The 25,723-nt window shown below is 36.0% G+C and carries 24 protein-coding genes; 14 read left to right on the forward strand and 10 right to left on the reverse strand.

What is annotated here, in order from left to right:
• The first annotated feature begins 1 nt into the window (after window position 1).
• The 7 genes from M666_RS02045 to M666_RS02075 all read left to right on the forward strand — a co-directional run bounded on the left by M666_RS02045 (window position 2) and on the right by M666_RS02075 (window position 6,331).
• Entirely contained in the window at window positions 2–2,905 is a 2,904-nt protein-coding gene (locus M666_RS02045) for a type I restriction endonuclease subunit R (protein WP_029444895.1), read from the forward strand.
• 206 nt (window positions 2,906–3,111) lie between these two features.
• Entirely contained in the window at window positions 3,112–3,420 is a 309-nt protein-coding gene (locus tag M666_RS02050) for a hypothetical protein (protein WP_158400200.1), read from the forward strand.
• Window positions 3,421–3,657: 237 nt separating this feature from the next.
• Window positions 3,658–3,867 (forward strand): type II toxin-antitoxin system RelB family anti-toxin, encoded by a 210-nt coding sequence (locus tag M666_RS02055; RefSeq protein WP_024478936.1) that lies wholly within the window; start codon window positions 3,658–3,660, stop codon window positions 3,865–3,867.
• Entirely contained in the window at window positions 3,867–4,193 is a 327-nt protein-coding gene (locus tag M666_RS02060) for a HipA N-terminal domain-containing protein (protein ID WP_024478937.1), read from the forward strand. Before M666_RS02055 ends, M666_RS02060 begins: the two co-directional genes overlap by 1 nt.
• Window positions 4,193–5,179 carry a type II toxin-antitoxin system HipA family toxin gene (locus M666_RS02065; RefSeq protein WP_029444897.1) on the forward strand — a complete coding sequence of 329 codons (987 nt, stop codon included), beginning with the start codon at window positions 4,193–4,195 and terminating at the stop codon, window positions 5,177–5,179. Before M666_RS02060 ends, M666_RS02065 begins: the two co-directional genes overlap by 1 nt.
• Window positions 5,180–5,309: 130 nt before the next feature.
• Window positions 5,310–5,627 carry a GIY-YIG nuclease family protein gene (locus M666_RS02070; protein WP_024478939.1) on the forward strand — a complete coding sequence of 106 codons (318 nt, stop codon included), beginning with the start codon at window positions 5,310–5,312 and terminating at the stop codon, window positions 5,625–5,627.
• Between the two features lie 308 nt (window positions 5,628–5,935).
• Window positions 5,936–6,331, forward strand: a complete 396-nt coding sequence (locus tag M666_RS02075; RefSeq protein WP_029444898.1) for a DUF3761 domain-containing protein — start codon at window positions 5,936–5,938, stop codon at window positions 6,329–6,331.
• Window positions 6,332–6,357: 26 nt separating this feature from the next.
• Here M666_RS02075 and M666_RS02080 read toward each other — a convergent pair whose 3' ends face one another.
• Entirely contained in the window at window positions 6,358–7,098 is a 741-nt protein-coding gene (locus M666_RS02080) for a hypothetical protein (protein ID WP_029444899.1), read from the reverse strand.
• A 356-nt stretch (window positions 7,099–7,454) separates the two neighbouring features.
• On the opposite strand from M666_RS02080, the gene M666_RS20450 reads away from it, so the two are divergent.
• Window positions 7,455–7,631 (forward strand): hypothetical protein, encoded by a 177-nt coding sequence (locus M666_RS20450; protein WP_155854880.1) that lies wholly within the window; start codon window positions 7,455–7,457, stop codon window positions 7,629–7,631.
• 147 nt (window positions 7,632–7,778) lie between these two features.
• Here M666_RS20450 and M666_RS02085 read toward each other — a convergent pair whose 3' ends face one another.
• Window positions 7,779–8,543, reverse strand: a complete 765-nt coding sequence (locus tag M666_RS02085; protein ID WP_029444900.1) for a hypothetical protein — start codon at window positions 8,541–8,543, stop codon at window positions 7,779–7,781.
• Window positions 8,544–8,853: 310 nt separating this feature from the next.
• Here M666_RS02085 and M666_RS02090 point away from each other — a divergent pair, with 310 nt between their 5' ends.
• From M666_RS02090 to M666_RS02100, 3 genes are all read left to right on the forward strand, one after another.
• Window positions 8,854–10,623 carry a tetratricopeptide repeat-containing sensor histidine kinase gene (locus M666_RS02090; protein ID WP_029444901.1) on the forward strand — a complete coding sequence of 590 codons (1,770 nt, stop codon included), beginning with the start codon at window positions 8,854–8,856 and terminating at the stop codon, window positions 10,621–10,623.
• Between the two features lie 9 nt (window positions 10,624–10,632).
• Window positions 10,633–11,301, forward strand: coding sequence for a DNA-binding response regulator (locus M666_RS02095; RefSeq protein WP_029444902.1), 669 nt, complete (start codon window positions 10,633–10,635; stop codon window positions 11,299–11,301).
• Window positions 11,302–11,558: 257 nt separating this feature from the next.
• Complete coding sequence (locus M666_RS02100; RefSeq protein WP_029444903.1) at window positions 11,559–12,587, forward strand: LacI family DNA-binding transcriptional regulator; 1,029 nt, start codon at window positions 11,559–11,561, stop codon at window positions 12,585–12,587.
• 1 nt (window position 12,588) lies between these two features.
• On the opposite strand, the gene M666_RS02105 is transcribed toward M666_RS02100, so the two are convergent.
• From M666_RS02105 to fsa, 7 genes are read right to left on the reverse strand one after another with little or no spacing between them, the layout of a single operon-like run.
• Window positions 12,589–13,722 (reverse strand): glycoside hydrolase family 26 protein, encoded by a 1,134-nt coding sequence (locus M666_RS02105; protein WP_029444904.1) that lies wholly within the window; start codon window positions 13,720–13,722, stop codon window positions 12,589–12,591.
• Window positions 13,723–13,740: 18 nt separating this feature from the next.
• Window positions 13,741–15,333, reverse strand: a complete 1,593-nt coding sequence (locus M666_RS02110) for a glycoside hydrolase family 43 protein (RefSeq protein WP_029444905.1) — start codon at window positions 15,331–15,333, stop codon at window positions 13,741–13,743.
• A gap of 11 nt (window positions 15,334–15,344) precedes the next feature.
• Window positions 15,345–16,883, reverse strand: coding sequence for an MFS transporter (locus M666_RS02115; RefSeq protein ID WP_029444906.1), 1,539 nt, complete (start codon window positions 16,881–16,883; stop codon window positions 15,345–15,347).
• 13 nt (window positions 16,884–16,896) lie between these two features.
• Entirely contained in the window at window positions 16,897–17,880 is a 984-nt protein-coding gene (locus M666_RS02120; RefSeq protein ID WP_029444907.1) for a Gfo/Idh/MocA family protein, read from the reverse strand.
• 60 nt (window positions 17,881–17,940) lie between these two features.
• Window positions 17,941–18,894 carry a transketolase family protein gene (locus tag M666_RS02125; RefSeq protein ID WP_029444908.1) on the reverse strand — a complete coding sequence of 318 codons (954 nt, stop codon included), beginning with the start codon at window positions 18,892–18,894 and terminating at the stop codon, window positions 17,941–17,943.
• 36 nt (window positions 18,895–18,930) lie between these two features.
• Window positions 18,931–19,773 carry a transketolase gene (locus tag M666_RS02130; protein WP_029444909.1) on the reverse strand — a complete coding sequence of 281 codons (843 nt, stop codon included), beginning with the start codon at window positions 19,771–19,773 and terminating at the stop codon, window positions 18,931–18,933.
• 2 nt (window positions 19,774–19,775) lie between these two features.
• Window positions 19,776–20,429, reverse strand: coding sequence for a fructose-6-phosphate aldolase (gene fsa / locus M666_RS02135; RefSeq protein WP_029444910.1), 654 nt, complete (start codon window positions 20,427–20,429; stop codon window positions 19,776–19,778).
• Between the two features lie 634 nt (window positions 20,430–21,063).
• On the opposite strand from fsa, the gene M666_RS02140 reads away from it, so the two are divergent.
• From M666_RS02140 to M666_RS02150, 3 genes are read left to right on the forward strand one after another with little or no spacing between them, the layout of a single operon-like run.
• A complete protein-coding gene (locus M666_RS02140; RefSeq protein WP_029444911.1) occupies window positions 21,064–22,203 on the forward strand; it encodes an endo-1,4-beta-xylanase in 1,140 nt (379 codons plus the stop codon).
• Window positions 22,204–22,244: 41 nt separating this feature from the next.
• Window positions 22,245–23,666: an MFS transporter gene (locus tag M666_RS02145; protein ID WP_029444912.1), complete on the forward strand. Its 1,422-nt coding sequence runs from the start codon at window positions 22,245–22,247 to the stop codon at window positions 23,664–23,666.
• A 7-nt stretch (window positions 23,667–23,673) separates the two neighbouring features.
• The gene (locus tag M666_RS02150; RefSeq protein ID WP_029444913.1) at window positions 23,674–24,711 is read left to right on the forward strand and encodes a glycoside hydrolase family 43 protein; all 1,038 of its coding nucleotides are present in this window, start codon (window positions 23,674–23,676) and stop codon (window positions 24,709–24,711) included.
• Here the strand turns inward: M666_RS02150 and M666_RS02155 are convergent.
• Window positions 24,708–25,676 carry a glycoside hydrolase family 16 protein gene (locus tag M666_RS02155; RefSeq protein ID WP_029444914.1) on the reverse strand — a complete coding sequence of 323 codons (969 nt, stop codon included), beginning with the start codon at window positions 25,674–25,676 and terminating at the stop codon, window positions 24,708–24,710. The genes M666_RS02150 and M666_RS02155 overlap by 4 nt on opposite strands.
• Window positions 25,677–25,723: the final 47 nt, after the last annotated feature.

Raw genomic sequence — 25,723 nt, forward strand, 5'->3', positions numbered from 1 at the left:
AATGGCCGCTCAATCTGAACTACAATTAGAAAACAACCTAATCCAACAATTAGTTGGCTTGGGTTACACCGCTGTAAAAGTACCAGATGCTACTGCACTTGTTGCTAATTTAAAAAGTCAGCTTGAGGCATTTAATAAAACCTCCTATTCTAATAAGGAATTTGATGGGATCTTAAATCATTTAGAAAAAGGTAAGGTGTTTGAAAAAGCCAAAACCTTACGGGATAGGTTTAGTTTTATTAGAGAAAATGGCGAGGTGTGTTATGTGCGCTTTTTTGATTCAGAAAATTGGAATAACAACTTGTTTCAAGTTACCAACCAAATAAGCTTAGAGGGTTCTTATAAAAACAGGTATGATGTAACGCTGTTAGTAAATGGCTTGCCTTTGGTGCAATTAGAATTAAAGCGTAGAGGTATTGAAATTAAAGAAGCTTTTAATCAAATAAATAGGTACCAATTACATAGTTTCTGGAGTACTCATGGCTTGTTTCAATACGTTCAATTATTTGTAATTAGTAATGGTGGTAACACAAAATATTTGGCAAATAATGAGTTACAGTCGGTTTTACAGACCTTCTTTTGGGCAGACAAAAACAATAAACGTATTACGGAGATGCCTGAATTTGCAGATGCATTTTTAAATATTGATCATTTAGGTAAAATGATTGCGCAATACGTGGTCATTAACGAAACCTACAAAAACATGATGGTCTTGCGCCCGTATCAATACTACGCTACTGAGGCTATCATTCATCAAGTAAAGAACACTACTGAAAACGGCTATATTTGGCATACTACAGGTTCAGGAAAAACATTAACCTCATTTAAAGCAAGCCAAATTTTAATGGATTTGCCAGAGGTGTACAAAGTAGTTTTTGTGGTAGATCGTAAAGATCTAGATTACCAAACCATGAAAGAGTTTAATGCTTTTAAAGAGGGCAGTGTAGATACTACAGAGAACACCACGAGTTTGGTGCATCAATTTCTAGGCAAATTTAAAGATAAAAAGGGAGTACGCAAAGATTCTGATTTAATCATTACCACCATTCAAAAATTAAACAATGCTATTTCTGGGCATAATAAAACCAAATTAGCATCTTTAAAAAACGAGCGTTTCGTATTTATTTTTGACGAATGTCACCGTAGTCAGTTTGGTGACACCCATGCAAGAATTACAGAATTTTTTAGCAACAGCCAATTATTTGGTTTTACAGGGACCCCAATTTTTGCAGATAATGCTTCTAAAAACGACTTAGGGAAGCGTACCACTAAAGATTTATTTGGCAATTGCCTTCATAAATATGTAATTACCGATGCTATCCGTGATGAGAATGTATTGCGCTTTGGTATAGAGTATATTGGTAAATACAAAAACAAGAGTCAGACTTTTATAGATATAGAAGTAGAAGATATTGATAAGAAAGAAGTGCTAGATTCCCCAAAGCGATTAACTAAAATTGCAGATTACATTATAGCACATCATGATCAAAAAACTTTCAGTAAGGCATATTCTGCTTTGTTTGCTGTAAGTAGTATTGATAATCTTATTAAGTATTATGATATTTTTCAGCAGAAAAAAGAAGCTGGCGAACATAATTTGCGCATAGCTACCATATTTACCTATGGCACCAATGAAGATAGTACTGACGCTCAAGATTACTTGCCTGATAATGCAGAGCTCTCTATGGCTGCAGAACCCCAAGAAACGTACAAACGAAGTCATTCAAGAGATAAGCTAGAAAAATATATTGGTGATTACAATACCATGTACAGCACTAGCTACACAACAAAAGACCAACAACAATTTGAAAACTATTTTAAAAACATTAGCAAGCGTTTAAAAGAACGTGAAAAAATAACGTTTAATGATGAAAAAGACCGTTTAGATATTGTTATTGTAGTGAACATGATGCTTACCGGTTTTGATGCTAAAAAGGTAAACACATTGTATGTTGATAAAAATTTAAAGCAGCATGGCTTAATACAAGCTTTCTCTAGAACTAATAGAATTTTAGGCGACCAAAAATCTCAAGGAAATATTTTGTGTTTTAGAAATTTAAAAAAGGCTACTGATGATGCCATTACCTTATTTTCGAACAAAGATGCTATTGAAGTAGTTGTTATGCCAGATTATGAGGTAATTGCAGAAAAGTTTGATGAAGCGCTAAAAAACCTACGAGAAATAACACCCACTTACCAAAGCGTTAATGACTTAGCTACGGAAAATGATGAAGCTGCTTTTGTACAAACATTCAGAAGACTTTTAAGAAACATGAATGTATTACAGTCCTACTCAGATTTTAATTGGGATGATTTACCAATAAGTGAGCAAGAATTTACAGGTTACCAAGGAAAATACAGAGATTTATATGATAAAGTAAGGCGGGCTAACGCAAAACAAAAAACATCAATCTTAGCAGATATAGATTTTGAGTTAGAGTTGATACACAGCGATACTATAAATGTAGCTTATATTTTTATGCTATTAGCGAAACTTAAAAATGCAAAGTCGTCTGAAGCAAAGGCACAGAAAAAAGCAATACTAGATCTTTTGGGGGGCGATACCATGTTGCGTAGCAAACGTGAACTTATCGAAAAATTTATAGATGAAAATCTACCAAAAATTGATGATACAGATACTATTCAAGATGAATTTGAAACCTATTGGCAAGAGCAAAAAGTACTTGCACTGGGTAAACTTTGTGACGAAGAGAATTTAGATAAAGCACAGTTTAAAGCCTTAATTGACACGTATATCTATAGCGGACAAGAACCTATAAAAGATGACGTTTTTAAATGCTTAGACAATAGACCAAGTATTTTAAAAGCACGTGAAATAGGTGAACGCATTTTATCTAAAATGAAAGAGTATGTACAAGTTTTCATCGAAGGTATGACGGGGTAATATAATTAGCGCTATCGTCTATAACCTTCCGGAAAACAGTAGTATCAGATCATCTAAATGAAAAGTCTTGCAAATTGGATATAAATTTAATCTTAAATAAGATAAACTTTGTTAGTAGATATAAAGAAATCTGTCTGGATCATAATGATTATGAAAATAGACTCCGTGGTAGGAATACAAAGCGGTATCTCGCTATTCTAAAAAAATTGGATGAAAATTTCTCATATGTATCAAAAGACAAATTCTTTACCTTAAAATATGAATATGAAGCATTTGAACTAAATCTAGGATTAGTTATAAATGACGGTCTTGTTGAACCTAGTCTATATGTAATCCGTAATGAGGATTGGATACTTTACCATAGATTTGATTTTATTTCAGAAAAGTTACATCCTGGCTTTCGAGAAAATTTTAATCTTCCAAAATACAAAGCAGAAGCCGAACTTGAGGCGGTACTAACTGAAATTCTTAAACTTTATAAAGATATCAGGGTAGCGTTTGTGAAAGATTTTTGATAATGATAAATGGAATTGGAGTAATTGTAAACAGCATAGAAGAAAAATGATAGAATTGTTTGTTAAGCATTTAGTAAAAATTTCTTAAATATTCAAACACATAATAGTGCAATAAAAAGCACTTTTAACAAATTAATTATTCTGAAAATATAAAAAACCACAAATAGTGCGTTAAAAAGCACTTACCCTAGGTTTAAATTATAAAAAGGCATATTTTTATATAAAAAGAGCCATATAATGCACTCAAAAGATTTAATAGAAGCTATAAAAACACGTAGAGACAATCTAGATGTAACCCAAGAAATGCTTGCAGACCTTTCTGGTGTAGGTTTGCGTACGCTTAAACAATTTGAAAGCGGTAAAGGAAATCCAACCCTAGAAACGTTACAAAAATTGGGTAATGCATTAGGTATGGAATTAACATTTACGATTAAAGAACTTAAATAATGAGACAAGCTGAGGTTCTATATAAAAAAGAAAAGGCAGGCATGTTGACACAGTTAGACGATGCCAGTTTTGTGTTTACGTATCAAGATAGTTGGTTTAACGATATTAATAAACCAGCAATTAGTTTAACCTTACCTAAAACACAACAAGAATATACGTCTAAACATTTGTTTTCTTTTTTTTATAATATGTTACCAGAAGGCTCTAACAAGCAAACGGTTTGTTTTCAAAACCGTATAGATACCAAAGATCATTTTGGCATCTTGTTAACGACAGCAAAACAAGATACTATTGGTGCAGTAACTATTAAAAAACTAGACAAATAATGGCAATACCACAAATTACAGTTTGCCCAAGTACACTTGCTAAAGAGAGTGATTCTTATAGTAACACCGCTTTAAGACGTGTATTTAATGGTAAAAAAGTAAGTCCTCTTTTACCTTACGATTCCCCAACAAGCAACGACATTACAGATGCGCTGTTTACAGAAAACAGAAAACGCATGTCTATTTCTGGTGTGCAAGAAAAATTTTCGGTCCTATTAGAAAAAAACAAGTTACGTTTAGTCGAAGAAAACGAACAAGGACAATACATATTAAAACCAATACCAAACGTTGGTAAAAACGCCAATCAAATGCCCGCAAACGAGCATCTAACTATGCAAATAGCAAGACAAGTATTTAATATAGAAACTGCCGAAAATGCACTCATCTTCTTTAAAAATGGTAACCCTGCATATATTACAAAACGGTTTGATGTAAAAGAAGATGGTCGTAAATGGGCACAAGAAGATTTTGCATCTTTAGCACAACGAACACCACAAACACATGGCGAAGATTTTAAATATAGAGGTAATTATTTAGAGCTGTTTACTATTTTAAAAAAGTACGTTCCGGCCTATGCTGTAGAATCTATTAAACTATTTAAGCTTATTCTTTTTAATTATTTGTTTTCTAATGGCGATGCGCATTTTAAAAACTTCTCACTGATAGAAACACCTTTAGGCGATTTTAAATTAAGTCCGGCTTACGATTTACTAAACAGTAGATTACATATAGACGATAAAGATTTTGCTTTAGAAGATGATTTATTACCACCTAATTTAAAACAAGGTAAAGTTACAGAACAGTTTTATGTCTTAGGCGAACAAGCAGGGATTTCAAAAAAACAAATAGATAACGTATTTAAGTCTTTAACGGCTAAAAGTGATGCGGTATTAAAATTAATTGAAGCTTCTTTTTTAGATGAAAAAACGAAGCGAAATTACAGACAAGCCTACCAAACCCGGTTAAATAAATTACGACGTCTATGATTAACGAATATTCAGAAGATAGGTTTATGCTAGCGCAATACAATGGAATAAATCAAGCTGTTATTTAAGAATATGAATTAGGCAGATTGCTTCCGTAAATTGCCGTGTCGTCCCTCTTCGCAATGACCTTATGAAAACAGGTTTTGTATACATACTCGCTAATAAAAACAATACCACACTGTACGTTGGGATAACCAGTAATTTGCTACAGCGTATAGAACGGCATAAAACAAAGTTTTATCCAAAGTCGTTTTCAGCGCGATATAACACAAACAAATTGGTGTATTATGAAGCCTTTCAAGACATAGGAGCTGCCATTGCCAGAGAGAAACAATTAAAAGCCGGCAATAGAGCAAAAAAAATAGCCTTGATAGAAAAAGAAAATCCTGATTGGGAAGATCTCATCAAACAAGCAACAGATTGCTTCGGCAAAAGTGCCTCGCAATGACGAACACAGTGCAATGCAGCAAACCATTAATCAGAGCCACGTGCTTGCTTGCGCTCTTAAAAAAACCTAGATAAATGGATCAAACACCAGGAGTTATTAATAGTAATAGAAAAATAATAAAGCGTGTAGACTTCCCGTTGAATTGTTAATTACCAAGACAAAATTTCAATAGCTATTCTAACTAAATAAGGTTATATAATCACCTAATTTTTATGCCCTGCGGAAAACCGCAAGGTTATTTTGTTTTATGATTCTATGTTTGTTAGGAACTTTGAAGCACCAAGCTTTTCTAACACCGCTACCAGCACATGGAATGGATTCTTAAACTTTTATTTCTAGGCATTGTGATTGGTATTGTTAGAAAATATCCTAAGACTAGTATTGCGCTAGCATTATTAGGCTTGCTCATCTACAGTCAAAAGCAAGATCCTGTTGCGGAACAGCGCACAGCTCCTACAGAAATTTATTCCAACAAAACGTATACAACTCCTGAAGTCCCCGCCACCTACCGTTCTAAGGCTTCTCGTAAAAGTATAGAAACCGAATTAGGAATCTCCCAACCCGTTACAACCAAACCCTATAAAAAGGCAGCGACTACAACGATTAGAGTAGGCGCTATTTGTAATGATGGTACTTCTTCTACAGCTACAGGCAGAGGCGCTTGCTCTCATCATGGCGGCGTAGCCTACTGGCTTTACGAGTGAAATCTTCGTGAAACGCCTAACTACTTTTACTCTTCCAGTTTATCTAAGACATGGGTTTTATACATGTAGTCTGTAACTTTATGCAATCCTTTATGATAAATAGGATGTTCATGATAGTAGGTAAAGAATTCTACTTCTCCTCCTTTTTTAACATACCAAAGTTCTTGGTGTTTCTCACGCCTGCTTTTTACCTCTTGAAGATCATTTATTTTTCTAAAATTAAGAAATACCAATTCTTGATAAGGCTCCTCATGGGCTACTCCTGTACATGCCGATTTCTCATAATGATCTTCTTGCCATACCATACAATTCTGCTCTTCTTTTACAAAACCGAAATAGGTTAATGCACTTATCACAACAACCGATAGCAACGAAACAATTTTGCTACTCCCCTGATTAAAAAAACCAACTGAAGTACCTTTTAGTCGTCCCTGTATTTCTGGTTCTGAGACTTTCATTATAACGGGTTCCTCTATAACCTTTGGCTCTTCAAGTTCTGACGGATGAGCCGTAATAAATTCCGGATAATTTTTATAGCCTAAATAGTTACATAAATATTCAATTACTTGAGGTTTGATAGGCTCAAGATTTTCCTCATCTTTTTCTACAAATCTTGTATAGTAATCGCGAAGAGTTCTTTCACTAATTGGAAATTTATAATCCTCCAAAAGTACCTCTGAGATATGCTGTGCTCTTTGAGTTTTCTTAGAAGGTCCTATCTCCTTCTCTGCTTTTGCAAAGACTAATGCTATTATTTTTTTGGACATTTTGGTTGGTCTGGTTGTACCCTAAAACTACTACATTTTTGGAAATTATATGGAAAAAACCTGCTGGAAATTCTTTTCCATACACTTTCCATCCTCTCTCCATTCCGTAGAAAACCTAAGCCCTTACTTTGCCTTGTGATTGATAGGCTATTCATGATAACCGCTCTATCATCATTAGGAAAACACCTAGAACAAACCAATAGTTTATTGGGAAGTAACTAAAAGTTTCGACAGGTGTTTTTCACTTCCCAACCAACAAAAGAGGAGTACTCCCAACACCTTTTACAATGTGGTGCAAATAACATTCGGAATACTCCGAACAGCCACCCTTATGTCAAATTTTTAAAACTCATAAAATGAAAAAAATAATTTTTTTAATCGTAATACTAAGTGCCAACCTATCTTTAATTTCTTGTGATGCTACAACTACTGCAGACCAAGATACGGTCTATGAAAACCTCAACGCCACAGAAGGTGATGATGGGGTTATTGTAAAAGACCCTGATGCAGAAGAAGAGGATGGTGATAATTAATCGGTATTCCTAATTAGGACATTACAAACTAAGAAAGTAGGATGAATGCAATGGTAGTTCATCCTGCTTTCTATATTTTTCATAAAAAAAGAGCTGTATGACTAGGTCATACAGCTCTTTTTTTTATCCTATTTCTTTTGGTTAAACCTACTCAACATAGGTAAACTGAACAGTATAAGAAGCATCAGGCTCTCTATCAGATGAAGAAGAAATAACTCCTGAAGTTGCATAGTTGTCTACATCATATACATAACTGGCCGTTATGGTATATTCTACTTCTCCGTCTTCATTTTTATATACAATCTTAGACGGATTATTTACAGGAAAAAGCATTCTTGCTTTTATAATCTCAGAAGACTGAGGACTCATACTAAAGTTTAATTGAATACCATCCAATACATCAATTATACCACCAGCTTCTAAAGTATAGAAGAAAGGATTTTGAGCCTCATCATAGGTTATCTCAGCAGTATATACATAAGAAAGGTACGAATCGGTCTCCCAATCGTAATCCTCTTCAAAAAATTCAATGATTTTAGGATTTCCGTTGGCGTCATACTCTAGAACATTCCCAGTTTCAAAAGCATCATAAGGAGATTCATACAGCTTTTCTATAGATAAATTAACATCTTCTTCGCCAGTAACATTTACCAATTCATCACCATCGTAAAGAAAGTCTCTAGAACCTTCACCATTAGATACACTACTTAAAGCGCCGTCTGCCGTATAAGAAAATTCGAGCATTCCCTCATCTTCCATATTCTCACTAGAATTTAGGTTTACTGTTTTAATTAACTTTTGTACCACATCACCATTGGCTTCCTCAAACTCTTCGCTGACCGAATCATCGGAACAACTTACCGCTAAAATTGATGCACAAAAAAGGCCTAAAATGTAATATGTTTTTCTCATAATTGATGTACTTATTATTTGTTTTGGTTGTTTCTAGGTTTATGTAAAACAATGGACAGAAAATACTCGCCAACCCATTCAGAAAAAAAACGAAAACAGAACCAGCTTAGTATACCTACTACTAAAAAAATAGTGCATTTAAGAACACAGAGAAATGTAAGAAGTACAATTATTTATTTCCTCCTTAAAAAGAGCCTTACTATGTAAACACTTTTTGTATTTTCGAAAGATGAATTACAAGTTTATTGTATCCCTTTTTTATCTGCTTCTATTCGTGAGTCAACACTCCGTTTTTGCTACGGATTCTTCTATGAATAAAAAACAATCAACTCCCGATTCTTTAAAAATTATCAAAAAACAAATTGGCGCTTTTACAAAAAAGAAAGAGTACGCCAATGCTATTCAATATTCAAAGAAATTATTACAAGCGGCCAAAACAAGGTCTGATACCAGTACTATTGACAATGCGTATTGGCGCCAAGCTTATTATTTTGACAAATTAAACCAGTTAGATTCTTCCTATTTTTATTATGATAAGTCTTACACTCATAATTTAGCCTTAAAAGATACCGTCGTTGCAGGAGAACGTCTACTGGGTATGGCAAACATTCAAAAAAGCTTAGGAGATTATACGGGTGCAATGATCACAGCCATTGACGGATTAAAATATTTAGAAAATACTGAGGAGCTAGAAGCTACGATTGGACTTTACCAAACCATTGCCGTGGCTCAAAAAGAATTGGGACACCCCGAAGAGGCCCTCCGTTGGAACACAAAGGCTTTTAACATCCTAAAAAATAACCCAAAGGCCGAAATTTTACCCTCTAGTATTCATATCATTACTATTACTAGAGCTAATATCTTAGCCGAAAAAAAAGAATACAGCGCAAGTATTCATATTTTAGATAGCATTGCCCAAGAAACAGCGGGTAAAAACCTCTTTGAATTTTCTAGAGCTATTTGTAATATGGGCCATTTTAAATGGCTAGAAGATGACAATAACCCCGAAAGTGAAACCCTGCTTTTAGAATCTTTAAGAATCCGGACTTCTTTGAATTCCGCTAGCGGCTTGTTCTCTAGCTACATTCATTTAGCCGAATTTTATTTTGATACTAAAAAAGCTAAAGCTTTGCGGTATGCGCAACAAGCCTATACGTACGCTGAAAAATTAAACAATCCGGTAGCTAGTCTAGAAGCTCTAGATCTAATTCTGCCTTTAAAAAGAGATTTGCGCCAAGCTATTTCTAACGAAGCAATTACCTATTCCCAACTACAAAATCAACTAGAAAAATCTAGACAAACTATTCGCGCCATCTATGCGGCCACGAAATATGATAACGATGCCTTAGAGAAGGAAAATCTTAAGTTGCTAACGCAAGTAGCAATCAAAGAAAAACAAAAAATTTTGGCGCTGGCTGCTGCCGTATTTCTTTTAGGTGTTATTGGTTTTGTAATCTATTACAAAAACCATCAAAAACAAAAAGAGCAGCTAGAAATATCATACAAAACGGAGCTACGCCTATCTAAAAAATTACATGATGAACTAGGAAATGATATTTTCTATTTAATGACGCAGGTGCAACAAGACACACCTACTCCTACCGATACTAAAAATGCTCTTATTTTAAATGGACTAGATAGTATTTACCAAAGAGTAAGAGATATTTCTAAAGAATTTACGGCGATTGATACCGGAAAAAATTTTGGAAAAGAATTTTTTGCACTTCTGAATTCCTACAGTTCTGCCAGCACAAAATTAATCACTAAAGAATTACCCTTGAGTTTTTGGGATGATATAGCCCCTAAAACAAAAATTGAACTCTATAGAGTATTGCAAGAACTACTCGTAAATATGAAGAAACATAGTGAAGCTACTTTTGTAGCAATTACCTGTGTAAAAAATGCCAAAGAGATATTAATAAAGTATGTAGATAATGGGGTAGGATTTGATAAAAATGAAAAAATTTCAGGAAATGGCCTTAAGAATGTGGAAAACCGCATAGCTAGTATAAAAGGAAGTATTAATTTCGAATCCAAACCAAAGGAAGGGGTTACCGTAACCCTGACGTTTGCTATTTAATAAAAGGATATGCAATTGGATAGAATTTTTGTTTCTGAAGATATTGACAGTAATAACTTAGGGGTTACCACTACCCTCCAAAATATGGGCTATGCCCAAATTGGCCATTCTCAATATTGCGATGATGCGCTTCTAAAACTCAAAAAGGCACTAAAAGATGGGACCCCTTATGATCTTCTGATTACCGATTTGTCTTTTGAAAATCCTAGGGCGAAGAAAAACATCCAAAACGGACAAGAGCTTGTTACCGCCATAAAAGCCATACAGCCTACTTTAAAAGTGATTGTTTTTTCTGTGGAAGACGATCATCATACCATCACTACCTTATTCTCCGACCAACAAATTGATGCCTATGTCTGTAAAGGATTAAATGGTCTTAGTGAACTTCAAAAAAGTATTAAAGCCATCACCAATCATGAAAAATATACCTGCCCCATAGCTACTGCCGTGTTACAACAGAAAAATGTTTTAGCTTTGGATGGCTATGAGCAGCAACTCTTAGCATATTTGGCCAAAGGATATACCCAACATGAAATAAGTGCACTATTAAAAGAACAAGACATTTCTCCAAATAGTGTGCGCTCTATTGAAGCCAACATCAGTAAATTAAAAGATTATTTTAATGCGACAAACACCACGCATTTGGTTTATGTAGCCTCTAGTCTAGGGCTTATATAAGTACTTAGATGACTCTCTTATCACATGCTTCTGTTCCTCTTTTTACTAATTAAGTCTACCAATTCTTAAGAAAAGAGATGCATCTTACTTCTAAAAAGTACTGCTGCGAGGTGTAGAATAGCAAAAATCGGTCATTCTATATAATTTTTGATGCCTTTGACTTAGATTCAAGAATACCTCATCTGCACTGCTATTGCTTCTTATTATATTTACCACACTAAGCCAAGCAACTTCTACGCTCCTTTTTATACGATAAAATGAAAAGAAAAATCACCTTAAAACAAATTGCCGAAACACTTAATGTATCGATTGCTACCGTATCTAAAGCATTAAAAGATAGTCATGAAATTAGTGTGGAAACCAAAGCGATTATAAAAAAATACGCTACAGAACACAATTACAGACCTAATACGGTAGCCCTAAATTTATTGAATAGACAGACTAAAACTATTGCTGTAATTCTCCCTACATTCCACAATAATTTTTTCGTAAAAATCTTCAGCGGAATTGAAGAGACTGCCAATGAAAAAGGCTATAAATTAATCGTGATTATCTCTAATGGGGAGTTAAAAAAAGAAGTAGAATCTATTGCGATGCTAGAAAATGGCACTGTAGATGGACTCTTAATTTCGCTTTCCGAAGAAACCCAATCCCAGCAATACTCCCAACATCTGCAAAGTTTTATAGATATAGCTGGGCCTATTGTTATGTTTGATAGGGTGAGTGATGCCATTACCTGTGATAAAATAATCATTGATGATTTTAATTGCGCGTATAATGCTACTGTTCATTTAATTAAAACAGGCTGCAAAAATATTGCCATTGTTAGTGTGCTTCATGATTTAGGAATTGTAAAAGATAGAATAAGCGGTTATAAAAAAGCTTTGGAAGACTATAATATTCCTTGTAATGATAAGCTTGTTAAGTTGATAAAAAAAGAATATGATTTTGAAACTGAAATAAAAACCTTATTAGATTACACCACTATTGATGCTATTATTGGTTTAGAAGAATTCTCTACCATAGAAACCATGGTAATTGCCCAATCTAGAGGATATAAAATACCTGAAGAATTATCTTTTGTAGGCTATACCAATGGCAATCTCTACAAATATGTGACTCCGTCTGTAACCTGCATCAATCAACACGCGAATTATATTGGTAAAAAAGCTACCGAAAAACTAATAGCGCGTATTGAAGAAAAGGAAACTGAAACAACCGCATTTGAAACTAAGGTGATTAAAACCAATTTGATTTACCGAAATTCTACTCGAAAACTGCAGTAGCTTACTTATTCTGATACAAATCTTCATACAAATTTGATGAAGATTGTATAAATGGTTTTTTTGATATTTTAGCGACCCACCTTTTGCTGATAGTATCACTTAAATGTAGTCGTGCATCTATATTTTTAAAGGTGGCATTGTCTATCCACATAGGATGCGCATCCCAATGACAATTAATGTAATTCACTGCTTTTACCACATCGTTGTTGTCATCTATCGTCTTAAAGAAAGGTACAAACCATTTTTGCCATGCTTCTTCTGCTTGCGCAGGATTACTTAATTGTGTTTCTATTGTATTTCCTGTAGCCTTCGCATCTTTTCCTGAAATGGTTGGTGATGCTTCCGCTATAAAAACAGGTTTTCCTTTTTCACGAGCAAAAGCAATCATTTTTTGATCTTCCCATCTATTGAAAAAAGAAAATCCTAACCAATCTACATACGCATCTCCTGGATACCATGATTCTAATTCTTCTTGAGTCTGAGACATAAAGCCTGTAGATTGCCAAACATATGCTGTATTGGTTACGCCCTCTTTTCTCAAAATATCTACCATACGCTTGTAGGCTTTCAAGGTCTGTTCTTTATCATAATGATTCCATGGCTCACCATCAAATTCATAGGCAATCCTTAAAAACACAGGTCGCTTTCCTAAAGATTTTAAAAATTCTGCTAGTTTATAGATGTAGTGATCATGGGTACCATCGGCTATTTTTTCTTCATGATTTACAAACTGCAAGCCTATAGCCAATGCCATATTTTCATAGGTTGGTGCTGCGAGTTGTAAACTTGCATTATAATCATTATCTCCCCAATCTGCAGTTTCATAAAGGCCATCTAAACCCTCTTGTATTCTACCAAATGATTCTTCTCCTGGGTTGATATTCGTGTAGGTCGTCCAGCCGGCAGGTTTTTGAAAATGATCTAGATACCCATCATTATGCGCCTCTAAACCGCCTACCGCTTCAAGTTCTTGCCCTACAAAGAGTAAAACACCCTCCTTAGGCTCAAATTTGGCTAGTTTTCTCTCCACTTTAGCAACCGGTACTTCCGATCCTAAAGTTTTCTTTTCTGCTCCATTTTTACAAGAAAAAAGTAACACTGCACTCGCAATCCATACCCAAAAGTTAAATTTCATAGCTCTATTTTTTAACTACTATTCGTGATCTTCTAAAGGTTTGTACTCAAACCAATCAAAGTCCGCCTCTTTATTATTTGTTTTTAAATCTTGGCAGCACATCCCTACAAGACACCCTGTAAATGCAGGTCTGTAGCGCTCACTACCTTCCCGTACATAATCATCAGACAACATACTCATATCCAATACCGCTCCTATAGGTTGAAAATCTATTTCATTGCTACTAAAACTAAATTGAAGTGTATCACGAGCTATTATTGCTCTCAGTACTATAGGAATACCACTAGGAATAGTGAAGCTTTGTTTTTGTTCTATAATTTCAAAATTATCAGAAGAAAGTACGGATAGTACTTTTTCTCCTTCCTCCATAGAAAGGTATAAATAGTGGTAATGTCCTGTATTGTAATACACAACTAGGCCCGCTAATTGTTGAAAATTTTCAGGCTCAAATTCTATTTTTGTCTGTATTTCTGCATTAAAATGTTGAAGTCTCCTGGCTATTAAAGCTTGGGTATGAGTAGAGCTTAAAGATTCTTTTCCTTTTAGTCGCATGTATCCTTTTCGTTCTATTAAGGAAAACCAATCCGAAGTTTTGGGTACCCGCAAGGACTGAAAATCAATACTCAATTCTGCCGTATCAAAATCAGCTCTTAGCTCCGTTTTTTTTAGAAGGAATTCCGGAAGGTTTGATGCTGGAATTAAAAGCCTAGGAAGGCTAGTTTCTGTTTTTAACACTGGCCAATCCTCTTTCCAAACCAATTCTTCTATTGCAGTTTCTCTTCCTAATATACAAGAACCTAATTTTGTTAAAGGCCTCCCCACGAGAAAAACAATATACCAATCGCCATAAGCTGTTGCGACCATAGATGCATGGCCTGCCTTTTGTAACGCATGGTCTGGATAATTTCTTGTGGTAAGTATAGGGTTATTTGTATTAGCCTCATAAGGACCCGTAATACTTTTAGAACGCATAACCGTAGCAGCATGACCATATTCTGTGCCTCCTTCCGCTAACAACAAGTAATAGTACCCATTGCGTTTATAAAGATGCGGCCCTTCCGACAAGCCAATCTCTGTGCCCTCAGTTAGGTAAAAAACATCACCGATCAGTTTTCTTTGCTCTAGATGAAATTCTTGCAGTTCGATGCCACCAAAAAATTTCCCTTTTCTATGGTCTACCAGCATAGTGATAAACCATGTTTTATCACCATCATGAAAAAAAGAACCATCAAAACCCGAAGAATTTAGATACGCAGGTTCACTCCATTCTCCTAAAATATCTTCACTGGTCACCACATAATTGGGGGTATCTTTCCAGACCCCATCAAAAGATTTTACATTGGTATACACCAAGTAAAATAACCCTTTATGATACGACAAGCAAGGAGCCCAGACGCCACAAGAATCAGGCACCCCCTTCATCTCTAATTGTGAAATGCGGTCTAAAGGATGTGCTATTACCTCCCAATTTTTTAAATCTTTTGAATGGTGAATTTGCACTCCTGGGAACCACTCAAAAGTAGAAGTAGCGATGAAATAATCATCGCCTACACGACAAATGGACGGATCTGGATTAAAACCTTTAAGAATAGGATTGGTTATATAGCGCATATTCCGTATTACTATTTAGAGACTAAGTCTAGTTCTATTTGTTCCAAGGTCTTTCCTTTGGTTTCCGGTAGTTTTTTTAGTAATATCAAAAAGCCTATTACGGCAATCACTCCATACATTAAAAAGGTAAATGCATTCCCGATGGTTGCCAATTCCCAAGGAAAAATCTGAGTGACCAACCAACTTATTAATCCGTTTAAAAAGCCCACAAAACCAATCATTAATCCACGGTATTTGGTTGGGAAGAGCTCTGATAACATTACCCACATAACTGGTCCAAGAGAAAAAGCAAAACAAGCGATAAAACCGAGAACCCCTATTAAAACAAGTGTTGCATTCATACTTGTTGCTGCTTCCAAAATATCGCCTTCATGCTTCGCATAGACTTGATCGCCTAGCGCAGTTTTCATCGCATTTTTAAAAGCAACATCACTCGTAAATACGGTATCTCCCAAGACATCTATTTTAGCAATATCTGCAGGGCTAAGTTTTGTCAACGCTCCCGCAGTTATTTTATAGGTTGCATTCTTAAAACCATAGGCGCAGAGAAGCATGCTTACTGCAATACCCCCAACTCCTATGAGTAATAAGGGTCTTCTTCCCATTTTATCAATTAAAAACATAGCAATAACCGTAAAAACCACCGTGGTAAAACTCAGTAAAATTCCAGAGGCAAAAGAAGCATCTGTTCCTATACCTGTTTGCTTAAAGATTGCGGTAGCATAATAATAGATGGCATTGATTCCAGTAATCTGTTGAAGGATTCCTAAAATAATTCCTATGGTTAATACTATTTTTAAAGAGGGTTTAAAAATTTCTTTGAACTTAATTTTTTCATTAGAAGTGCTATTTGCTAAGCTCAGGGTTATAGCTTTAGCCTCTAGCGCTGCTTTTTCTTCTCCGTATAAACTTACTAGCGCCTTTAATCCTTCTTCTTTTTGATGGTTAGCAAATAACCACCGTGGACTTTTAGGCACGAAAAACATTCCTATAAAATAGAGCAATGCTGGTAAAAGCTCTACCCCTAACATCCAACGCCATATGGTCTCTTCAGTCAGAAAAGTACTTGTCCCTGAGGAGAAGGTCGCGTTAAAATAGTAGTTGCTTAAAAAGGCCGCAAAAAACCCTAAAACTATATTTAATTGCTGTACGGATACCAACTTACCCCTATTAACCGCAGAAGAAATCTCGGCAATATATACGGGTGCTATAACCAATGCAGCGCCGAAAGCTACGCCACCTATCATTCTAGCGATGTACAACATTTCATACGAAATGGAAAAAGCAGATAATACAGCAGATAACGCATATAAAAATGCTACCGCTATAAGTACGCTTTTGCGCCCCACGATATCACTTAATTTACCGGCAATTAACATGGCAAACATGGCTGAGAATAGAGGTGAACTAGGAATCCACCCTTCTTGGAATTTAGTTAAATTAAATTCTGGAGTCACATAATTCATTACTCCAGAAATAATCCCTGCATCAAAACCATATAAAAACCCTCCTAGGGAAACTACTATTGCGATAAGAATTGATTTCTTCATGTATTGTTGGCTATTAAATTTCCCCTGCAACAGGAAACTTTAATCCTGTTTGCAATCGTACTTCATCTACAATAGCAATTAATTCTAAGCTGTTTTCATGAGACCATATACTGCTTTCTATTTTATTATTTTGAATACACGAATGGCACTCTTCAATTTCATAGGTAAAGCCTTTGCCTAGGGTTGGTAGTTGAAATTTTTCTTCCTGATCATTTTTTGTGATGCTGTACCCCTGCGCTTCATGCCAAATAGCATCAATTGTAACATAACCTTCTGTACCACTAATGGTAGGCGTCATGGATGTAGCAGACATAAAACTACTATGGTGGATAGCTTGTGCATGATCATACTGCAAAATAATGGCGGTCTGTTGATCTGCTCCTGTTTCAAAAAAACTAGAAGACGCTAATATTTTTTGCGGTTTACCGAAAATCATATAAGATAAAAAAAGTGGGTATACTCCCATATCCAATAATGATCCGCCTCCTAAATCTAAATCGGTCATTCTACTCTCATTAGGAATTTGCATCGGAAAAGCAAACTCAGCATTCACATAGTTTACCGTACCGATGGCCCCATTTTGAACTTTAGAAAGTACTTCTTTAAACGTGGGATTAAAACGGGTCCAAAAAGCTTCCATAAAAAATTTCTGAGCTTTTTTTGAAGCCTGAATCATTTGTGAAGCTTGACTATAGTTTAAGGCGATAGGCTTTTCACACAATACATGCTTGCCGTGTTCTAAAGCCGCCATACTCAGTGCTGCATGCGAGTTATGAGGTGTCGCTACATATACGATATCTACCTCAGGATCCTGCAAGAGTGCATTATAATTTCCGTAAGCTTTTACCGCTTTATGTGCACGTTGAAATTCTTCTGCTTTTGTACTATCTCGTGAAGCAACCGCATAAATTTCAGCATCTACCACCAACGCTAAGTCCTCACAAAATTGATGTGCAATACTTCCTAACCCTATAATTCCCCATTTAACATTCCCCATCTTCAATTCTATTTAACCTATTATAATTTTAACCTGATGTATCTTAATGCCTATCAAAACTTAGCCTTTGCGCTTCAATACTTTTAATACTGCTGCTACAATAGCTTTATCATTTAAACCATATTTTTCCATCAATTGCGCTGGTGTACCCGATTCTCCGAAGGTATCGTTAGTCCCTATAAATTCTTGAGGCGTTGGTAATTGTGTCGTTAATAATCGGGCTACACTTTCTCCTAACCCGCCTAGGATATTATGCTCTTCTGCGGTCACGATACATCCTGTTTTCATTACCGATTTTAGTATTGCGGCATCATCCAAAGGTTTTATGGTGTGGATATTGATTACCTCAGCACTATATCCTTGATCTTCTAGGGCTTCCGCTCCTTGTAGTGCTTCCCAAACCAAATGGCCTGTAGCAACAATGGTTACATCTGTACCTTCAGTTAATTGTATAGCTTTTCCTATTTCAAAGGTGTCTTCAGGCATAAAAACAGGCACTACAGGCCTTCCAAATCTCAAATAAACGGGACCATCATAATTCGCTATGGCTATAGTTGCAGCTTTTGTCTGATTGAAATCACAGGTATTAATTACCGTCATTCCCGGTAACATTTTCATTAAACCTATATCTTCTAGAATTTGATGCGTGGCACCATCTTCTCCTAAAGTTAACCCTGCATGGGATGCACAGATTTTTACATTTTTACCAGAATAGGCTATAGATTGTCTAATCTGATCATAAACCCTACCCGTAGAAAAGTTCGCAAAAGTTCCTGTAAACGGAATTTTACCACCTATGGTTAATCCTGCAGCAATACCCATCATATTGGCCTCTGCAATTCCTATTTGAAAGAAACGTTCTGGATTCTCTTCTATGAATTTTTCCATTTTTAGAGAACCTATCAAATCTGCACAAAGTGCAACCACATTAGGGTTGGTTCTTCCTAATTCTGCTAGGCCTGCTCCAAAACCACTACGGGTGTCTTTTTTTTCTGTGTATGTATATTTTTTCATGCTATAATTTCAGTAATTGTATGTCTAGCTAGTGGATTAATAGTCGCCTATAGTTTCTGCATTCTGCGCTAAGCCCATTGCTAATTGTTCATCATTAGGTGCTTTGCCATGCCATGCATGGGTATGCATCATAAAATCTACGCCATTCCCCATAACCGTATGAAGTAATATGCATACAGGCTTTCCTTTTCCTGTTCTAGATTTTGCTTCTTTTAATCCTTCTAGCACAGCTTTTAAATCATTGCCTTCTGGAATATCTAAAACATCCCAACCAAAGGCTTCAAACTTTGCTTTAATGCTGCCCATAGGCATTACTTGTTCCGTAGCACCATCTATTTGCTGTCCATTTAAATCAATTGTAGCAATTAAATTATCAACTTTCTTCCCAGAAGCATAAAGAATTGCTTCCCAATTCTGACCTTCTTGCAATTCACCATCACCATGTAAGGTGTATACCAATTGGGGATCCTTATTTAACTTTTTTGCTTGTGCAGCACCAAGTGCTACAGACAAGCCTTGACCTAAAGACCCTGAAGCAATACGTACTCCTGGCAAGCCTTCATGCGTAGTTGGGTGGCCTTGCAAGCGTGAATTTAATAAGCGAAACGTAGCTAACTCCGCTACCGGAAAGTACCCTCTGTGTGCCAATACGCTATAAAAAACAGGAGATATATGTCCATTAGACAAGAAGAAGAGATCTTCCCCTACACCATTCATGGTAAAAGGCTCTTTTAAGTCCATCACTTCATTATATAATGCAACTAAAAATTCGGTACAACCCAGAGAACCGCCAGGGTGTCCTGAACTTACTTTGTGTACCATTCTTAAAATATCTCTCCTAGTTTGAGAAACCTGTTGTTCTAATTGTTCTATTTCCATGTTTAATTTCCTTTTTGATAATCTGCTAGAAACTGTGCTAATCCACTATCGGTTAGAGGGTGTTTTAGTAATCCTGAAATTGCGGATAACGGTCCGGTCATGACATCAGATCCTATTTTAGCACAATTGATGACATGCATCGTATTGCGAACAGAAGCAGAAAGAATCTGAGTACTAAAATTGTAGTTGTCGTAAATAAGTCTAATCTCAGAAATAAGATGCATTCCATCTGTAGAGATATCATCTAACCTTCCTAAAAAAGGAGATACATAGGTAGCCCCAGCTTTTGCCGCTAGCAAAGCTTGCCCCGCAGAAAACACCAAGGTTACGTTGGTTCTAATACCTTTATCTGAAAAATACTTACACGCTTTAACACCATCTTTAATCATCGGTAATTTCACCACAATTTGTGGATGCAATGCGGCTAATTCTTCTCCTTCAGAAATCATGGTCGCATAATCTGTCGCAATTACTTCTGCACTAACATCGCCTTCTACCAAAGCACATATATCCTTATAGTGTTTTAAGATGTTTGCTTTCCCTGTAATTCCTTCTTTTGCCATTAAAGAAGGGTTGGTGGTTACACCATCTAATACGCCTAAAGCTTGTGCTTCCTTAATCTGTTCTAAATTTGCTGTATCAATAAAAAATTTCATATTCCTTTTTAAAGTTGATTGTTGATTGTTTGTGAATCTATAATTTGTAGTTCGTGAGCCGTTGAGGCTGTTTAAGAAAACAAACTCTTGTCTACGGACTCATCTTGTTTAAGCAATTTCTTGTTTTGCACCTTCTAGGCAACAAATCGTGCCAAATGATAGGTGATAACAACCTCTCCTTAGCCGTCTAAAATTAGCGCCATAGCCAGCCAACATCCAAATAAAAATGAGTTTTGAGCGCTAGGGATTCCAAATTTAGCACCGCTTTTTTTACTCAAAAAAAGCCTTACGTACAATCTCAAGCGCCCTAAGAACAAGTTTGCAGCCTTAAAAGACCATTTTAAAACGGTGACTTACGTAAAGGTTTACGTAAATTATTTAGAAACTTCAAAAAGCAAACATGTAAAACTCCATGAAATAATGAGCGAAAAAATACCAATTTCATCCTCCATTTTTAGCATGTTATTTTCTTCAAAAATTACCTGCAAAATAAATATCCTTCAGTCGTCAAAAGGCTGAATACCCCTTTAAACACCCTAAGTGCAACAAATGTTTTACTGTTTGCTTCAATCTTAGTATCCGTTTATAGTATCAAAAAAATACCTTTAAAAAAATTAATTAAACCAAATAGAACATGCTAAGAATTGCTCCCTTATTTTTAATGTTACTTACCTTTTTTAGTTGTAAAACGGAGAAAAAAGAAGTAGAAAACGAAGTGAAAGAACAAACACCCATCAGCTTAAAAAATGCTTTTGCTGATGATTTCTATATGGGAGCGGCCATTAATAGTAGTCACATCAATAGGACCGATACACTTGGACTTAATCTTGTCACGAAAGAATACAATAGCATTACCCCTGAGAATATTATGAAATGGATGTATCTACATCCTGCGAAAGACACCTTCTTTTTTGACGAAGCCGATGCTTACGTAAATCTTGGATTAGAAAACGATATGCATATTGTTGGTCATACCCTTGTATGGCATAGTCAAATTGCAGATTGGATGAATAGCATAAAAGATAGCACAGAAATGGCAACTATTATAAAGCATCATGTACATACTATTGTCTCTCGTTACAAGGGTAAAATAGCTACTTGGGATGTCGTAAATGAAGCTTTAAATGAAGATGGTAGTTTTAGAACATCCCTATTATACAATGTGATGGGCGATAGTTACTTAGAAATTGCATTTACTGAAGCAGCTAAAGCAGATCCGGAAGCTTTTCTGGTATACAATGATTACAATTTATGGAAACCAGAAAAAAGAGAAGGGGTTGTGCGCTTAGTGAAAAAATTACAAGCTAAAGGTGTTAAGATTGATGGTGTAGGAATGCAAGGCCATTATTCTATTCCGGGACCTACGCTTAAAGATATAGAAGATAGCATTGAAGCTTTTGCTGCTTTAGGTGTGAAGGTAATGTTTACAGAGCTTGATGTTACTGCACTCCCAAACCCTTGGGAATTAGACGGAGCGGCCGTAGAACAAGACTATTCTATATATGAAGGTGATGTAACGATGAATCCCTATACCGATGGGATGAATGATTCTATTAACAAGGCACTCTCTGCTAGATACAAAGATTTATTCTCCCTCTTTTTAAAACATAAGGACGCTATAAGTAGAGTTACTTTTTGGGGCGTAACAGATCGTGAAACATGGTTAAATAACTGGCCAATAAATGGGCGAACGAATTACCCGCTTTTATTTGATAGAGCCTACCAACCTAAGGATGCCTACCACGAAATTATTGCGCTAAAACAAAACAACTAACCAATTCTATTCTTACAGAATTTTATAATTCTCTGATTCCTATGAGTTCAAACTCACAAAAACTTAGCACCTTAGAAAAAATAGGGTATGCTTTAGGCGACCTTTCTGCCAATCTTATCTTTCAAACCTTAATGACGTTCCTAGCTTATTTCTATACGGATATTTATAAAATCCCGACCGGAACAGCAAGCGCCATTATATTTTTTGTTGGCTTATTTGCGGCTATTATTTTCAATCCGATTATAGGAGCCTTGGCTGACAGAACAAAATCTAGATGGGGGAAATTCAGACCTTGGATTTTATTTACCGCAGTTCCTTTTGGAATTATCTCTATCCTCACCTTTAGCACGCCCGACTTTAGTGATCAAGGAAAGGTTATATATGCCTTTATTACCTACACCTTACTCTTACTGTTTTATGCAGCAAACAACTTACCTTACTCCGCATTAAGTGGTGTAATAACGGGAAACATGGCAGAACGTAACAGTATTTCGTCTTACCGCTTTGTTGCCGTAATGGTAGCGCAATTTATGATTCAAGTGCTGTTATATCCCGTGGTAAATTATGTAGGTGAAGGCAACCAAGCTATAGGGATGGAAAAAGTAATGACCTACCTTGCCATTATAGGAACAGTACTTTTATTAATTACCTTTTTTACTACAAAAGAGCGCATTGTTCCTAAAGAAGAAAATCAATCTAGTTTAAAAGAAGACTTAGCCGATTTGGTTAAAAACAAGCCTTGGTTGATTATGCTTGTTTTAACGACTCTCGTTTTTATCTCTTTGGCTTTAAAAGGCGGAATGTATATCTATTATTTTGAGAACTATGTAAGTGAACCTCATCTGATCAGTTTCTTTGAAAATATTGGAATTTCTAACCTGGATGATGCTCCTGGATATGGATTTAGTGTGTTTAATGCCGGGGGAATTATATTCATGATCATCGGAATTCTATTTTCTAAAAAATTAGCCGATACATATGGTAAACGTGATGTATTTGGTGTAGCCTTATTTTTAGCCACTCTATTTATCGTTGTGTTCTATTTCTATCCTCCTGATGCCATCATTCTTATATTTTCTACACAGATCTTACATGGTTTCTTTTACGGTATTACCATTCCCTTGTTATGGGCTATGATTGCCGATGTTGCCGATTATTCTGAATGGAAAAATAACCGACGTGCAACCGCTATCATATTTTCTGCCATGCTCGTAGGCTTAAAATTAGGACTCACCTTTGGGGGTTCTTTTGTAACCCTACTTTTAGGTTATTTTAATTATGATGCTACACTAGAAGTACAAGACATAGTAACCATAAACGGAATTAAAATCTCTATGAGTGTCTTTGCCTCCATCCCATTCTTCTTAGGGATTATCCTCCTGAAGTTCTACCCTATTAATAAAAAGATGGAGCTTACTATTGAAGAAGATTTAAAACAACGAAGAATTAGTACAACAGAATAAAAAAGTCATGCCAGAAGAATCTATTGAAAACATCAATTTTGATGTATTAAACGCCAAAGCAATTTCTCAACCTATAGTTGACCATATGTACACTGCAGACCCGTCTGCACATGTATTCAATGGCAAAATTTATATTTATCCCTCTCATGATATTGATGCAGGTGAAGCATTTGATGATCTAGGCAGTCATTTTGCTATGGAAGACTACCATGTAATTTCCATGGATTCTATAGATAGTAAAGCGGTAGATCATGGGGTCGCTTTGCACGTAGATGATGTACCTTGGGCTAAAGAGCAAATGTGGGCTCCCGATGCAAATGAAAAAGACGGCCGCTATTATTTATTTTTTCCAGCAAAAGCACATGATGGTATTTTTAGAATAGGAGTAGCCATAAGTAATTCTCCTACTGGTCCTTTCACAGCACAACCAGAAGCCATTAAAGGCAGTTTTTCTATTGACCCTGCCGTTTTTAAAGATGACGACGGCAGCTATTATATGTATTTTGGAGGTCTGTGGGGTGGACAATTACAGCGTTGGAGAACTGGGCAATTTAATGCAGAACAACCCGATAGTCCTACCGCTTTTCTTCCGGAAGACCACGAACCAGCACTACTCCCATATGTAGCTAAAATGACTAATGATTTATTGGAGTTTTCAGAAAAGCCTAAAGAAATAGAAATTTTAGATGAAAATGGAACCTTACTAGTAGCAGGCGATAATGATCGTCGCTTTTTTGAGGCTGCCTGGTTGCATAAATATAATGGGAAATATTACTTCTCTTACTCTACCGGAGACACCCACTTTATATGTTATGCAATGGGTGATACACCATACGGCCCTTTCACCTACGGCGGAAGAATATTGAACCCTGTGGTAGGGTGGACATCTCATCATTCTATTTGTGAGGTAGAGAACAAATGGTATTTATTCTACCATGACGCTAGTTTATCTAAGGGAGTTACCCATTTAAGATCTGTAAAGGTGGCCGAAATAACGTATCGCGCAGATGGTAGCATAGAAACTTTAAATCCTTATCGCGATTAGTTTTTCTGAAAAACACGCACATAATCTATACTTAAAAATGCCGGGTACTGCGAAGCAATTGGTGGTACCGGCAAATTACCTCCCACGGAGAGATTCATTACCAAATAAAAAGTATCATTAAAAGGATACGGTTGCCCATTTGTATCTTTGGGGGTGACTGTATGGTAAGGCTTATTATTTAACAACCAGGTAATTTTATTTTCTTCCCAGACGATAGAGAACACATGATATACTGTAGTAAAATCTTCTTCGGGAGCATTGGTATATACCGAATTATATTGATGGTTATCTAGATTACGGCCATAATGCACAGTTCCTAATAGTTCTGATGGCGCTTCTCCTAGATACTCCATAAGATCTATTTCACCCCCATTAGGCCACCACGCCGAAGGATCTTGAGTGGTGTATTCTTTATTTAGCAACCACAATGCCGCCCAGGTGCCCGTTGCGCTAGGCATAGCGGCTCTAATATCTACACGTCCATATTTAAATTCAAATTTATCCGCAGTATGGATTCTTGTAGAAGTATACCCATAACCTTCTAGATTCTCTTTTTTAGCGGTAATAACTAAATTCCCATCTTTAAGCGCATGATTTTTTTCCGTATAATATTGCAGTTCATCATTTCCCCACCCGCATAAATTTGGACAGCCATTACCCTTATGAAAGCTCCAATTTTTATTATTTAAGGTCGCTGTTTCAAATTCGTCATTCCATAGTAAAACATACCCTTCATAAGATTCGGGGGCATTGTATCCACTTTCTGGAAGTAGTACTGTTCCAGAAACACAAGGCACACAACTAGCGCCCCCGCAATCTATTGCCGTCTCTGAACCATTTTTAATGCCGTCTCCGCAAGTTGCTACAGTTTCTGGAATAATTGGTACGTTCTGGTCTTTTTCCGTTGCCGAAGAGCAAGCTGTTAATGTGAGTATAACGCTTACTATTAAAATACTTTTTTTCATAATTAAACATAAAAAAGCCGTCAAAAAACAAAATATTTTGACGGCTT

The sequence above is a fragment of the Cellulophaga baltica 18 genome, assembly GCF_000468615.2.
GTDB lineage: Bacteria > Bacteroidota > Bacteroidia > Flavobacteriales > Flavobacteriaceae > Cellulophaga > Cellulophaga baltica.

Excerpts from the sequence above, each read along its gene's own strand:
- M666_RS02115 (WP_029444906.1), bottom strand. The coding sequence starts at position 16,883 with ATGAAGAAATCAATTCTTATCGCAATAGTAGTTTCCCTAGGAGGGTTT.
- fsa (WP_029444910.1), bottom strand. The coding sequence starts at position 20,429 with ATGAAATTTTTTATTGATACAGCAAATTTAGAACAGATTAAGGAAGCA.
- M666_RS02060 (WP_024478937.1), top strand. The coding sequence starts at position 3,867 with ATGAGACAAGCTGAGGTTCTATATAAAAAAGAAAAGGCAGGCATGTTG.
- M666_RS02100 (WP_029444903.1), top strand. The coding sequence starts at position 11,559 with ATGAAAAGAAAAATCACCTTAAAACAAATTGCCGAAACACTTAATGTA.
- M666_RS02150 (WP_029444913.1), top strand. The coding sequence starts at position 23,674 with ATGCCAGAAGAATCTATTGAAAACATCAATTTTGATGTATTAAACGCC.
- M666_RS02155 (WP_029444914.1), bottom strand. The coding sequence starts at position 25,676 with ATGAAAAAAAGTATTTTAATAGTAAGCGTTATACTCACATTAACAGCT.
- M666_RS02130 (WP_029444909.1), bottom strand. The coding sequence starts at position 19,773 with ATGGAAATAGAACAATTAGAACAACAGGTTTCTCAAACTAGGAGAGAT.
- M666_RS02125 (WP_029444908.1), bottom strand. The coding sequence starts at position 18,894 with ATGAAAAAATATACATACACAGAAAAAAAAGACACCCGTAGTGGTTTT.
- M666_RS20450 (WP_155854880.1), top strand. The coding sequence starts at position 7,455 with ATGAAAAAAATAATTTTTTTAATCGTAATACTAAGTGCCAACCTATCT.
- M666_RS02105 (WP_029444904.1), bottom strand. The coding sequence starts at position 13,722 with ATGAAATTTAACTTTTGGGTATGGATTGCGAGTGCAGTGTTACTTTTT.
- M666_RS02145 (WP_029444912.1), top strand. The coding sequence starts at position 22,245 with ATGAGTTCAAACTCACAAAAACTTAGCACCTTAGAAAAAATAGGGTAT.
- M666_RS02120 (WP_029444907.1), bottom strand. The coding sequence starts at position 17,880 with ATGGGGAATGTTAAATGGGGAATTATAGGGTTAGGAAGTATTGCACAT.
- M666_RS02065 (WP_029444897.1), top strand. The coding sequence starts at position 4,193 with ATGGCAATACCACAAATTACAGTTTGCCCAAGTACACTTGCTAAAGAG.
- M666_RS02075 (WP_029444898.1), top strand. The coding sequence starts at position 5,936 with ATGGAATGGATTCTTAAACTTTTATTTCTAGGCATTGTGATTGGTATT.
- M666_RS02080 (WP_029444899.1), bottom strand. The coding sequence starts at position 7,098 with ATGTCCAAAAAAATAATAGCATTAGTCTTTGCAAAAGCAGAGAAGGAG.
- M666_RS02085 (WP_029444900.1), bottom strand. The coding sequence starts at position 8,543 with ATGAGAAAAACATATTACATTTTAGGCCTTTTTTGTGCATCAATTTTA.
- M666_RS02110 (WP_029444905.1), bottom strand. The coding sequence starts at position 15,333 with ATGCGCTATATAACCAATCCTATTCTTAAAGGTTTTAATCCAGATCCG.
- M666_RS02070 (WP_024478939.1), top strand. The coding sequence starts at position 5,310 with ATGAAAACAGGTTTTGTATACATACTCGCTAATAAAAACAATACCACA.
- M666_RS02140 (WP_029444911.1), top strand. The coding sequence starts at position 21,064 with ATGCTAAGAATTGCTCCCTTATTTTTAATGTTACTTACCTTTTTTAGT.
- M666_RS02090 (WP_029444901.1), top strand. The coding sequence starts at position 8,854 with ATGAATAAAAAACAATCAACTCCCGATTCTTTAAAAATTATCAAAAAA.
- M666_RS02095 (WP_029444902.1), top strand. The coding sequence starts at position 10,633 with ATGCAATTGGATAGAATTTTTGTTTCTGAAGATATTGACAGTAATAAC.
- M666_RS02045 (WP_029444895.1), top strand. The coding sequence starts at position 2 with ATGGCCGCTCAATCTGAACTACAATTAGAAAACAACCTAATCCAACAA.
- M666_RS02055 (WP_024478936.1), top strand. The coding sequence starts at position 3,658 with ATGCACTCAAAAGATTTAATAGAAGCTATAAAAACACGTAGAGACAAT.